Genomic DNA, 13120 nt, shown 5'->3' on the forward strand with positions numbered 1-13120 from the left:
TTTCGATCCTGAACCGACTCATGACCCAATTGCTTCAATGGAATACAAAGCTCTGACAAAATGGCGGATATCCGATTCGACGGTACAAGATCGAACTCGCCCGTGGCTGTGTGCATCGTCACTCCGGGACCGGCGCCGAGGTCCTGCGCTCCGCTGCGTGACCCGCCGGGGGACCTGACCTCGCGCGGCCGCGCCCGGCGCAGGCATACTCGGGGCCCTGCGGGCGCGTCCGCGTTCGCGAGCAGCAGGAGGTGGGCGATGGTCTCGTCGTCGTCGGTGCCGGGGACTGAGCCCCGGAAAGTCACGATCCATGACGTCGCCCGGTCCGCCGGCGTGTCCCGGCAGACCGTGTCGCGGGCGTTGAACGACAAGGACGAGATCGACGGCACCACCAAGCAGCGCGTCCTCGACGCCGCCCGGGCGCTCGGCTACCGGCCCAGCAGGTTCGCCCGAGGTCTGGTCCGGCAGGACACCACCACCATCGGACTGGTCATCCCCGACCTGCTCAACCCCTTCTTCACCGAGGTCGCCGCGGCCGCCCTGGAGGCGGCACGGTCCCGGGGCTGGCACGTGGTCGTCTACGACACGGCGGACACGGCCGAGGAGGAACGCGGCACACTCCAGGTGATCAGCTCGCAAGTGGACGCGGTGGTCGGCTACTTCAGCTGCCCGGAGGACGAAGTCGAACTGTTCACCCGCGGCATGCCGGTGGTGCTCATCGGCCGCGAGCACCGCACGGCGCGGTTCAGCTCCATCCGGATCGACGGTGAGGACGGTGTCCACGCCGCGGTCGCGCACCTGGTCGCCCGGGGCCACGCACAGATCGGCATGCTCGACCACGACGGCCGCGCCGAGCCGAGCATCCGGCGCGAGTGGTTCACCGCCGCCGCGACGTCCCATGGGCTCGACGCCGGCATGGTGGTCGGTGCGGACCAGTCGGCCGACGGCGGCGGCGCCGCCCTCAGGACACTGCTCACCACACATCCGGACATCACCGCGGTCCTGACCTTCAACGACATCATCGCGATCGGCGCCCTGCGCGAGGCGCGCCGGATCGGCCGGAGCGTCCCCGAGGAACTGGCCGTGATCGGCTTCGACGGCCTGCAACTGGGCGCGGTCGTCGAACCGCCGCTCACCAGCGTCGCCCTCGACACACGCAAGCTCGGCGCACTCGCCATCGAGCAGGTCGCACGGCTGCTGACCGGGGTGAATCCGCTCGCGGCCGACGACCTCGTCGTCCGGGCCGAGCTCCGGCTGGCGGGTTCCGCTTAACCGGCCGGACTCGTGCGCGACTCGAACTCTTGACACTCGACCGGACCGGAGCGCACACTTCCGAACACTTCACAACGTTCCCCGTGAGCGTTCACGTGAACGTTCACGTGAACGCTCACGGGGATAGCACACATGGTTGCCAAGTCCCGCCTCGGCGTTCGGCGTCCAGCCGACACCGCGGCGTCCTGTCCCCAGAAGGCATCCCGCCTCAGGTGTCAACGTCGACCCGTCTAGCGCCGCCGCTAGGCGTTCTCTGGAACGGAAAAAATGAGCAACACAGTCACGCGCATCCGCTTCGCCGTGGTCGCCGCGGCCGCCGGTACCGTCGTACTCGCCGGGTGCTCGTCGCCCGCTCCGTCGGACAAGGCCTCCGCGGCGTCCTGCGAGCCCTCCAAGGGCAAGGTCACTCTTCAGTACTGGAACACCGTTCCGGGCATGGACCAGGTCGTCGCCCTGTGGAACAAGAAGAACCCGGACATCCAGGTCCAGATGAAGAACATCTCCAACGACCAGTACGGCACGATCGGCAACGCCCTCAAGGCGGGCAAGGCGCCGGAGCTCGCACAGGTCGGCTATGACGAGCTTCCCAGCCTGCGCACCCAGGACGCCTTCGTGGACGCCTCGGCCTGCTCGGACGCCACCGCCGCCAAGTCGAAGTTCGTCCCGTGGACCTGGTCGCAGACCAGCTTCGGCGGCACCGGGGTGTTCGCCATGCCGCAGGACACCGGCCCGATGGCCCTCTACGTCCGCAGTGACATCTTCAAGAAGAACGGACTCACCATCCCGAAGACCTGGGACGAGTACGCGGCGGACGCGCAGAAGCTGCACAAGGCGGACCCCAACCTCAGCATCACGTTCTTCGATCCGAACAACGCCGAGTGGTTCAACGGGCTCCTCTGGCAGAACAACGCCGAGATGTACAAGTACTCCGCCGACAAGTGGCACGTCAACGTCGAGTCGGACCAGAGCAAGCAGGTCGCCGACTACTGGCAGAAGCTGATCGACGACAAGCTCGTCCGCACCGACCTCGCCCACGGTTCGACCCAGATGTACGCGGCCTACCAGAAGGACCAGATCGCCACCTACGTGGGCGCCGCCTGGGGCTACAGCATGTTCCGCGACAACCTGCCCAAGCAAGCCGGCAAGTGGACCATCGTCCCGATGCCGACGTGGGGCGCGAACGGCGCGTCGGGCGACTGGGGCGGATCGACCGTCGCATTCATGAAGGGCAACAAGCACCTGTACGAGTCGGTCAAGTTCAACACCTGGCTGAACACCGACCCGGAAGCCCTGGCGATGGAGAACAAGCTGGGCGGCCTCTACCCGGCGGCCAGCGCCGGTCTGAAGCTTCCTGCCCTGTCCGAGGGCGTTCCGTACTACAACAACGAGAAGATCTTCGACGTCTTCGCGGACTCGTCCACGAAGATCGACACCAACTTCGCCTGGGGCCCCACGCAGAAGACCGTGAACCTGGCCCTGCAGGACGCGATGGCCAAGGCCGCAGGCGGCAAGGGCAAGATCACCGACGCGCTGTCCGCCGCCCAGGCTGCCGCACTGAAGTCGATGAAGGACCAGGCGATCCCGGCCACGGCAGGCAAGTGACCGCAGCATGACCGACATCGCAACCCGCGCAACCCGCGTGGTGGCACAGACCGGGGGCCGCCGCCGTCGTCTCAACGGCGGCGGCCCCCGGGCCGGCGTCATCGTCGCGTTCCTGACCCCGTTCTTCCTCCCGTTCGTGCTGTTCTACCTGGTGCCGGTCGGCTACGCGCTCTGGCAGAGCTTCCTGGTCGTGCGCAGGACCGGCGGCCAGTACGGCACCTCCTACACGACCTTCGGCGGCTTCGAACAGTATGTGCAGGTGTTCCAGAACCATGAGTTCTGGGCCAGCATCGGCCGTATCGGACTGTTCGGCATCGTCCAGGTGCCGATCATGCTGTTCGTGGCGCTGATCATGGCACTGCTGCTCGACACCCCCCTGCTCAAGGCCAAGTCGTTCTTCCGCATCACGGCGTTCATGCCGTACGCCGTGCCGGGTGTGATCGCCGCGATCATGTGGTCGTATCTGTACTCGCCGCAGCTCAGCCCCGTGGTCGACCTGCTCAAGGGGATAGGCCTCCAGCCGGACTTCCTCGGCCCGGACGCCGTGCTGTGGTCGGCGGCGAACGTCTCCACCTGGCTGTGGACCGGCTACAACATGCTGATCATGTTCTCGGCGCTGCAGTCGATCCCGCAGGAGCTCTACGAAGCCGCAAAGATCGACGGCGCGAGCAACTGGGCGATCGCATGGCAGATCAAGGTCCCGATCATCGCTCCATCGATCATCCTGACCACGGTGTTCTCGATCATCGGCACGTTGCAGCTCTACGCGGAGCCGGCCGTGCTGCGCCAGATCTCCTCGAACATCTCGAGCACGTTCACGCCGAACATGCTCGCCTACGCGGTGGCATCCGGAAACAACTACCAGCAAGCGGCGGCGATCTCCGTGGTCATCGCCGTCATCACCTTCGTCTTGAGCTTCGGGTTCATGCGACTGACGTCGAAGAGGGCCGGACTGTGAGCAACCAGCCCCTTATCCGTGAGAGCCGCGTCAGCCGCACGGCCATGATGGCTCTGATGTTCCTGCTGGCGATCTACTTCCTGCTGCCTATCTACTTTCTCATCGTCGCGGCGACAAAACCCCAGGGCGACCTCGCCGCCACCAACGGGCTCGCGTTCTCGCACTTCAACCTGTTCGACAACCTGAGCACCCTGTTCAGCCGCAGCGACGGCATCTTCGGCCGGTGGGCGCTGAACAGCGTGATCTACGCGGTGCTCGGCGCGGCCGTCGGAACCCTGATCTCCGCGCTGTGCGGGTACGCGCTCGCCAAGTTCACCTTCCGGGGACGGGAGTTCCTCTTCTCCGTCATCCTCGGTGGCGTCCTCGTGCCCACCACCGCGCTCGCGCTCCCGCTGTTCCTCCTGTTCTCGGCGACCGGGATCGTCAACACCTACCTCGCGGTGTTCCTGCCCAGCATCGTCAGCCCGTTCGGTGTCTACCTCGCCCGTATCTTCGCCTCCGCCGCGGTGCCCCAGGAGCTTCTGGAGTCGGCGCGCCTGGACGGGGCGGGCGAGTTCCGCACGTTCTTCTCGGTGGCGATGCGGCTGATGTCGCCCTCGCTGGTGACCATCTTCCTGTTCCAGTTCGTGGCCATCTGGAACAACTTCTTCCTGCCGATGGTGATGCTGCAGAAGGAGTCGCTCTTCCCGATCACGCTCGGACTCTACGAGTGGAACGGCCAGACCGCCCGTGCCCCACTCCTGCAGGAATCCGTTATCACGGGGTCGCTGGTCTCGATCGTGCCCGTGATCATCCTGTTCCTCCTGCTGCAGCGGTTCTGGCGCACCGGACTCGCAGCCGGCTCCCTCAAGTGACCCCGCGCCGGCGCGCTCCCCACACGCACATCGCTCCACCCACACAGAAGGTCCCTGCCCCCATGCAGAATTCCGCCGTCTTCGTGCCTCATTTCCATTGGGACCGGGAATGGTATGAGCCTTTCCAGGTGTTCCGGCACCGGCTTGTGGCCGCCCTCGACACCGTGCTGGAGACGGCCGAGGCCGATCCGGACTTCCGGTTCACCGTCGACGGGCAGATGGCCGCCATCGAGGACTACCTGGAGATGCGACCGGAGAACCGCGACCGGGTCATGGCCCTGGTCGCCGACGGCCGACTCGCCATCGGGCCGTGGCTGATCCTGCTCGACGAGTTCCTCTGCTCCGGCGAAACCATCGTGCGCAACCTGCAGATGGGGTGGGCGGCCGCGGCGGACCTCGGCGGCTCCATGCCCATCGGCTATCTGCCGGACATGTTCGGCCACGTCGCGCAGATGCCGCAGATCCTGGCACGTGCCGGAATCGAGCACGCCGCGCTGTGGCGAGGTGTCCCGGGCTCGGTCGACGGTCACGCCTTCCGCTGGCGCGCTCCGGACGGCTCCGAAGTGCGCACCGAGTTCCTCTTCGACGGCTACGACAACGGACTCGACGTCCTGCTGGTACCCGACCAGATCGGGCGCGCGCTCGGCGAGTACGCGGACATGACGGCCGAGCGCTGGGGTGCTGACCCGGTGCTGGCGATGGCCGGCACGGACCACAACGCGCCCGACCCGAACCTCGCCTCCTGGCTGCGGCGCGCGTCCGGCGACGAGCGCGCGATCACCATCGCCACGCTCGCCGAGTACATCCGCGAGCACGTGCGCGACGAGGTCTCCGCCGTCGTCACCGGTGAGCTGCGCAGCCATGTCCGCGGGAACATCCTCCCGGGCGTGCTCTCCGTGCGGCGCCGGCTGAAGCAGCGGATGGCCGACGCCGAGCGGACCGTCGGCCACGCCGAGCGATTCAACGCACTGTGGTCCCGGCGCGACGACTCGGCCTTCCTCTCGCTCGCATGGCACAAGATCATCGAGTCGAGCGCCCACGACTCGGTCGTCGGCTCCGGCACCGACGAGACCGCCGATCAGGTCGAAGCGCGTCTCGCCGAGGCCACACACGCAGCGCGCGCGGTTCGCGACGCGGCGCTGGCCGAGCCCGCAGCCCGGGTGCCGAGCGACGGTTATCTGGTCGCCAATCCGGTGCCGTTCGCCCGCACGGCCCTGGTCGAGGTGGATGTCGTGGCGCCGCCCGAGGGCGCCGTTCTGGTGTCTTCCGACGCCGACGGCTCGGCGCATCCCGTGCAGCTGATCTCCAAGGCCCCGACCGTGCTGAGCGATGAGCGCATGGACGCCTCGCAGCTCGAACGTGTGCTGCGCCGCATCCACCGCCGTGAGCTCTTCGGCCGGCTGATCGACCGCTACGAACTCACCGCGGGCACCCTCGTCTTCCACTTGGCCGAGGTGCCGACCAGCGGACCGTTCGATCTGCTGATCCTGCGCCGTGAGGTCGCCGACGCGGCCGCCGCGCATCCGGGTGAGTGGCGGGTGCTGACATTGGAGGAGGCACGCGCCACCGCCCTGGTACCCGTGACCGTGCCCGCCGCCGGACTCGCGAGCTTCCGCGTCGAGCCGAGCGACCGGGGTACCGAGCAGTCCACGACGGGCGCCCCCGCGACGGCGACCGCCCGCACGCTGGCGAACGGACTGGTCGAGGTGGAGGTGGCCGCGGACGGCACGCTGGAGGTGACCGGAGCCGACGGAACCGTGCTGCGCGGGGTCGGCCGGCTGGTCGACGGCGGTGACCGGGGCGACAGCTACAACTACGGTCCCCCGGCGCGCGATGTGCTCGTATCGGAGCCGACGAAGGTCGCCGTGGACGTCCTCGAGAACGGCCCGCTGCGTTCCAGGTTGCGCGTCACCCGCGTCTACGACTGGCCCGCCGCGCTCACCTCCGACCGCGACGTGCGCAGCGAGGACACCGTCTCCACACCGGTGGAGACACTCGTGGAAGTGCGGGCGGGTGAGCCGTTCGTGCGCGTCTCCACGTCGTTCCTGAACCGGTCCGCCGACCACCGACTGCGCTTCCATGTGCCGCTGCCCGAGCCGGTGGCCGGGTCCGCGTCCGCAGGGCAGTTCTCGGTGACCGAACGCGGTCTCACCGCCGAGGGCGGCTGGGGCGAGTACCCGATCCCGACGTTCCCCGCGAGTGCGTTCGTGTCGGCCGGCGCGGCCAACGTACTGCTCGACCACGCCACCGAGTACGAACTCGTCGGCGAGGGATCCGAACTCGCCATCACCCTGCTCCGCGCGATCGGCTCGATCAGCGTGAACATCCACCCGCTGCGCGACGAGCCCGCGGCGAGCGAGATCCCGGCCCCCGGCGCGCAGGACCTCGGCATGCGCATCGAGAACCGGTTCGCCGTGGTGCCCTCGTCAGCAGGATGGCGGGGGGCGAACGCGGTCGCTCTCGCCGAGGGCTTCCACAACGATGTCCTCGTGACCCGCGGAACGGCGCCCGCCGGGGGCCGACTGCCCGACGATACGACCGGCGTGCAGGTCGAGGGTGCGGACGTGCTCGTCTCGAGCATCCGCCGCGTCACCGACGAGGAGAGCGGTACAGGCACCGAGGTCCGGCTCACCGCGATGAGCGATACGGGGTCGACCGTCCGCGTCAGCGGCGCATTCAAGGAAGCCACCACGGTCGACCTGCTCGGCCGGCCCCTCTCCACGACGCCGGCTGCGGACGGACTCGAACTCGAACTCGGCCCGTGGGAGATCCGAACGGTCGTGGTCCGGTAGACAACCGCACCCCCACCCAAGGGACGGCCCCATGGTGATCGGCGGACGCACGATCCACGGCACGGGCGAACGGCCCTGACCACACCCCCCATTTCTGGAGCCGGTCTTCTTTGCACGACGCCGGTGATCGAGGCCCACGACCACGCCTCGATCACCGCGCCGCGAGTGCAGTCGGCGTTCGGATCCGCATCGATATCAAGAAAGAGTTGTGACCTCGTGCCTTCCGAACCTTCCTCATATGTTTCGGACCCCACACCAGGGCGTGGCGCGCTACGCCCTGCGCGCTCGTGGCTCCACTCCGACGCCCCCTCGCTCTCGCTGAACGGGTCCTGGCGTTTCCGTCTGGCCCCGACGGCGTCCGCGCCGGAGGACTTCACGGCCGACGCATTCGACGACGGCGGCTGGGACAGCATTCCGGTGCCCTCGCACTGGGTGCTCCAGGGTGACGGAGAACACGGGCGGCCGATCTACACGAATGTGCAGTTCCCCTTCCCGATCGACCCGCCGCACGTCCCGGACGAGAACCCCACCGGTGACTACCGCCGCCACTTCGACCTGCCCGCCGGCTGGTCGGAGGCCGAGCGTGTCGTGCTGCGGTTCGACGGCGTCGAGTCGCTCTTCAAGCTGTGGGTGAACGGCGACGAGATCGGCAGCGCCGCCGGCAGCCGGCTCGCCCACGAATTCGACGTGACGTCGTCCGTGCGGCCGGGCGACAACGTCGTCGCCGTGCGGGTGCACCAATGGTCGGCGGCCAGTTACCTCGAGGACCAGGATCAGTGGTGGCTCCCCGGCATCTTCCGCGATGTCACCCTGATCGCGCGCCCGGCCGGGGGCATCGAGGACGTCTGGGTGCGCGCCGGGTTCGACGACGGGCGCGGACGCGTCGAGGTGGAGGTCACCGCCGATGCGGCGGCGTTCCCGGTCACCCTTCGGCTGCCCGAACTCGGCGTCGAGCGGGTCTGGTCGACGGCTGCAGACGTGGCCGCGTTCGACATCGACGGCGTGGAGCCCTGGTCCGCCGAGCAGCCGCGTCTCTACGACGCCACGGTGTCGTCGCCCACGGAGACCGTCTCCCTGCGGGTGGGTTTCCGCACGGTCGAGATCCGCGGCGATCGGTTCCTGGTCAATGGACGCCGCGTCGTGTTCCACGGGATGAACCGCCACGAGGCCCACCCCGAGCGCGGCCGTGTCTTCGACGAGGAGCACGCCCGCGCGGACCTGGCCCGTATGAAGCGGTTCAACGTGAACGCGATCCGCACCAGCCACTATCCGCCGCATCCACGACTGCTCGACCTGGCCGACGAGTTCGGCTTCTGGGTCGTCCTCGAATGCGACCTCGAGACGCACGGCTTCGACAAGCTCGACTGGGTCGGCAATCCGAGCGACGACCCGGTATGGCGCGAGGCGTATCTCGACCGTATCCGGCGGACCGTCGAACGGGACAAGAACCACCCCAGTGTCGTGATCTGGTCGCTCGGCAACGAGGCGGGAACCGGCAGCAATCTGGCCGCCATGTCGGCGTGGGTCCACGCCCGGGACGCCGAAAGGCCCGTGCACTACGAGGGCGACCATGCCGGCGAGTACACCGACGTCTACTCCCGCATGTACGCGTCGGTGCTCGAGACCGAGCAGATCGGAACCGACGGATCACGCGCGCCGCTGATGAACTGCACTCCCGCGCAGGGCGCCCGGCAGCGCACCAAGCCGTTCCTGCTGTGCGAGTACGCCCATGCGATGGGCAACGGCCCCGGAGCACTCGACCGCTACGAGGAGCTGGTCCACAGGCATCCCCGGCTGCACGGCGGCTTCGTCTGGGAGTGGCGCGATCACGGCATCCTGACGACGGCACCGGACGGCACGCCCTACTACGCGTACGGCGGCGACTTCGGCGAGGTCGTGCACGACGGCAACTTCGTGATGGACGGCCTGCTGCTCAGCAATGACGTACCCACTCCCGGCCTGCACGAGTACAAGGCAGTGGTGCAGCCGGTCCGCTTCGCCTTCGACGGTGACGACGTCGTGGTCACCAACCTCCGGCACTCGGCGGACACGTCCGACCTGCGCTTCCGCTGGCGTGTCGAGCACGACGGCACACTTGTGGATTCCGGGGACATGAAGGTCTCCGTCGTCGCGGCGGGCGACTGTGAGCGTGTGCCCCTTCCGTCGGTGCCGGTGGCGCCCGAAGCGGAGACGTGGCTCACGATCGACGCGGTTCTGGCCGCCGACACCGCTTGGGCGGGCGAAGGACATGTGGTCGCCACGGCCCAGCTGGACCGTTCGGCCCCGCGTGCCGTGCCGGTCGCCCGTCCCATCACCGAATGGACGCCGGGCGAGGGGACACTGACGCTGGGAGTCGCCGAGTTCGTCGACGGGTCCCTCGTAAACCTTGCCGGCCGTGCCGTGGCGGGTCCTCGGCTGGAACTGTTCCGTGCACCGACCGACAACGACGAGGGCACGTCGGGCGAGGTCGAGGACAGCGACGCCAGCATCGCCGGGGTGTCCCACGCCGAGCTGTGGCGCCGCGACGGACTCGACCGGCTGACCACTCGGCGTCTGTCCGTGGAGCGCGCGCCCGACGCCCTGCGAACGATCTCCAAGGTCTCCGCGGCGCACTCCGCCCTGTCGGTGACGGTGGAGACCCTCTGGTCGCTCCAGGACGGCGAGCTGGAGCTGCGCGTGGAGATCCAGCCCTCGGCCGGCTGGCGGACGGTGTGGCCCCGGATCGGGATCCGTTTCGATCTGCCCGACGGCGCGGCTCCCGTCGACGGCGCCGAATGGTTCGGCCTCGGCCCGCACGAGTCGTACCCCGACAGTCTCCGCGCGGCACACACGGGCCGCTTCTCGTCGACCGTCCGCGATCTGTCCGTCGACTACGCGCGGCCCCAGGAGACCGGTCACCGCTCCCAGGTGCGGGAGCTGGCCCTGACCAGCGCCGGTTCCAAGGTGCTGCGCATCGTGACACTGCCGGACACACGCGGACGCCGCCCCGGCTTCACCCTCGGCCGCCACACCCCGCAGGAGATCGCACACGCCCGGCACCCGTTCGAGCTGCCCGAGTCGACGACCAGCCACCTGATCGTCGATGCGGCCCAGCACGGGCTCGGCTCTCGCGCATGTGGGCCTGATGTCTGGCCCGAGTTCGCTCTGCGCCCTGAATCCCGCACGATCAGGCTGCGCATCACAGCGGGCTGAACCGTCGGCGTCGCACAACGGCCCGCGGGGCACACCGAGTCTTCGGTGTGCCCCGCGGGCCTTGGCTGTTGCAGCTGCCTCAGCTGCCGGTGCTTCTTCGGCCCGGTCATCCCGGTCTAGGCCCGCCGGTCGGCAGCGGTGCAGGATGCCAGACGCAGGCCCATAACCGACACCGTACGAAATCAAGCTGACCGGCTGCAGGGGGCGTTGTCAGTGACGGCAGGTAGCTTCGACGTGATTGCCGAGCCGGAGCATGCTCGGGCAGATCTCCGCACCGTGAGAGTCAAAAAGGGAGGTGGGAACGTTCGTGAGCAGCCTGCTTGATGCGGTGCCCGCTTCCGATGCCCCGGCCGTTCGCCGGTTCCGAGGTAAGAACAAAGGCGAACGCTGGAAGCGGGGCGAGGACAGCGAGCTAGCGGTGATCCGTTTGCCCCTGGACGTCCACCGTCTTGACGACCTGCAGCGTGTGGAGAACCTGTACTCGGCGATGTGGTCGGTCAAGCGTGCCCTGCAACGCGACGCTCGCGCTGCAGTCGACGCGTACTGGGCCGGCGACATGCGCCGGGAAGCGGACGCGAAAGCGTGGCGGCAGGCATTGGGCTTGTCCCGGGAAGGCATGGAACGCCGCGCCTACCAGCACATGGAGAGATCCAAACACCTCAGCCACCACGTGACGAAAGCACTGGTGATGCATCAGGCCGACGAGGTGTGGGAAGGCATCGCCCGCCACCTGTTCCTCGATGCGACCGGACGCAGGTTCGGCCGGCCCAAGACCGGGAGATGGTGGGACTACACCCGGATCCCCGGCCGCGCCCGCTCACATACGACGGCGCGCAAGTGGGAGACGTTCCGCCTCCACGGCACGCTGGCCGGACATCTCGCCGCCTACCGACACCGCGGTCTCAGCCTGGCGGTGACGACGCCGGAGCATGCCGCCCCACTGCCGACCGGCACGAGCGTCCTCGAGCAGCCCCGCCGTCTCCCCATACCCGACCGGCCCTTCGGCCGCGTGCCGACCGGAGAGGCCACGTCGAAAGGCGCGCCGAAGACTCGTGCCGCGACCTGGTGGGACTACACCGGCTCCCTCGTACTGGTTTTCACCGGCGGCGCCGACTCCCAGCGCGGCAACCTCGTCCTCCCTGTCCGCCTGCCCTCAGGCGCGGGCCGCTGGCCCCGCCTGCTGCACTTCCTGAACGGCCCCGACACGTGGCACAAGGTCGATCTCGTCCGCCGCCGCGACACCTCCGCACCCGGAGGATGGGCGTACGAGGCGCATTTGATGGTGCTCGCCGACGGTTATGCATCACCTGGCACCCGCGGCCGCCGCAAGGCCGCGGCCGAGCTTGCCCGGGTCGGCGGGATCGACGGCAACGTCTCCAACCTGTCTGTCGTCTCCTTCCCCAACACGTTCGACCCCGCCGACGGCGAGATACAGACCAGTCGGGTCGGGCTCAGTGACGACGAACGTGCCGCGCTGGCGAAGGCCCAGCGTAAGGAACGGGGCCGCAAACGCGCCCTCGACCGGTCCCGCCGGGCAACGAACCCCAACCAGTACGGAATGTCGAAGCGGCAGCAGGCCCGCGCCGAACGACGCGGAGCGGCCGGACTGCCCGCGCGGCAAGCCGAGGTTCCAGGCGGTGCCCGGGCGGTGAACACAGCAGGCATCCCAAAGCAGGCATACCGACACGATGCCCTGTCCGCCGGCTACCGACTCAACCAGGCCAAGCTCGCCGAGGCGGCAGCGCCCCTGGCCGCGGCGAAAGACCACCGCGCCCGCCGCATCGCCGCACACATCATCACCGACCACGGCGCCAACCTCACGGTCGAAGACTGCGACATCCGCACCTGGCACCGGCTGTGGGGCAAAGCTTTGCAAGCCACCACACCCGGCCGGCTCATCACCGCCATCAGCCGCGAGTGCGAGAAGACCGGCGGCCGCCTGCTGCGCGCGTCCACATCCACCACCAAGCTGTCGCAGACGTGCCTGTGCGGCGCACAGGCGACAAAGGCCCTCGCCGACCGAGTCCACCGCTGCACCTCATGCGGCCTTGTCGCCGACCGGGACATGGTCTCCGGTGCCCTCGCCGCGCACGTCCGGCTCACCAATCCTGACGACCCCAAAACCGCGGGCCTGGACATCGTCCAGGCCCGCATGACACAGATCGTGTTCGCAGAAGGGCTGCAAGAAGCCCTGTCGGGTCAACCGCAGCGCGGTGCACGCCCTCGCAGGGGCCGCACCCCCGCGGCAGCCCAACGCCCCGTCCCGGGGCAGCGGGCCTCTGCTCGGCAAAACACCACCGACCGGTACCGGCCCGCCCCGAATGAGACCCGACCCGCGCTTATGCGGCACAAGGCCCACGTCGGAACAGCCGCCTCAGTAGGGAACGCACCGCCCACAGACGGCGCACCCGAACAGGAACTGATCGGACGGCATCCCATCACAGGATGAC

At 68.6% G+C, this 13120-nt stretch carries 7 protein-coding genes; all 7 read left to right on the top strand.

Features of this window, described 5'->3' with window-relative positions:
• The first annotated feature begins 258 nt into the window (after nucleotides 1-258).
• The 7 genes from ADL25_RS05585 to ADL25_RS05615 all read left to right on the top strand — a co-directional run bounded on the left by ADL25_RS05585 (nucleotide 259) and on the right by ADL25_RS05615 (nucleotide 13119).
• Nucleotides 259-1272, top strand: coding sequence for a LacI family DNA-binding transcriptional regulator (locus ADL25_RS05585; RefSeq protein WP_107116524.1), 1014 nt, complete (start codon nucleotides 259-261; stop codon nucleotides 1270-1272).
• Between the two features lie 267 nt (nucleotides 1273-1539).
• Nucleotides 1540-2874 (top strand): ABC transporter substrate-binding protein, encoded by a 1335-nt coding sequence (locus tag ADL25_RS05590; RefSeq protein ID WP_059126484.1) that lies wholly within the window; start codon nucleotides 1540-1542, stop codon nucleotides 2872-2874.
• A gap of 7 nt (nucleotides 2875-2881) precedes the next feature.
• Nucleotides 2882-3832, top strand: coding sequence for a carbohydrate ABC transporter permease (locus ADL25_RS05595; RefSeq protein WP_059126485.1), 951 nt, complete (start codon nucleotides 2882-2884; stop codon nucleotides 3830-3832).
• A 47-nt stretch (nucleotides 3833-3879) separates the two neighbouring features.
• Entirely contained in the window at nucleotides 3880-4686 is an 807-nt protein-coding gene (locus tag ADL25_RS05600) for a carbohydrate ABC transporter permease (protein WP_252125222.1), read from the top strand.
• 62 nt (nucleotides 4687-4748) lie between these two features.
• Entirely contained in the window at nucleotides 4749-7478 is a 2730-nt protein-coding gene (locus tag ADL25_RS05605) for a glycosyl hydrolase-related protein (protein WP_059126487.1), read from the top strand.
• Nucleotides 7479-7694: 216 nt separating this feature from the next.
• Entirely contained in the window at nucleotides 7695-10670 is a 2976-nt protein-coding gene (locus ADL25_RS05610) for a glycoside hydrolase family 2 TIM barrel-domain containing protein (RefSeq protein ID WP_059126488.1), read from the top strand.
• 418 nt (nucleotides 10671-11088) lie between these two features.
• Nucleotides 11089-13119: a zinc ribbon domain-containing protein gene (locus tag ADL25_RS05615; RefSeq protein ID WP_063805560.1), complete on the top strand. Its 2031-nt coding sequence runs from the start codon at nucleotides 11089-11091 to the stop codon at nucleotides 13117-13119.
• Nucleotide 13120 lies beyond the last annotated feature (1 nt).

The organism is Streptomyces sp. NRRL F-5122, assembly GCF_001507435.1.
Lineage (GTDB): Bacteria > Actinomycetota > Actinomycetes > Streptomycetales > Streptomycetaceae > Streptomyces > Streptomyces lannensis.

Coding starts and splice junctions, on each gene's coding strand:
- ADL25_RS05585 (WP_107116524.1), top strand. CDS start 259: ATGGTCTCGTCGTCGTCGGTGCCGGGGACTGAGCCCCGGAAAGTCACG.
- ADL25_RS05590 (WP_059126484.1), top strand. CDS start 1,540: ATGAGCAACACAGTCACGCGCATCCGCTTCGCCGTGGTCGCCGCGGCC.
- ADL25_RS05595 (WP_059126485.1), top strand. CDS start 2,882: ATGACCGACATCGCAACCCGCGCAACCCGCGTGGTGGCACAGACCGGG.
- ADL25_RS05600 (WP_252125222.1), top strand. CDS start 3,880: ATGGCTCTGATGTTCCTGCTGGCGATCTACTTCCTGCTGCCTATCTAC.
- ADL25_RS05605 (WP_059126487.1), top strand. CDS start 4,749: ATGCAGAATTCCGCCGTCTTCGTGCCTCATTTCCATTGGGACCGGGAA.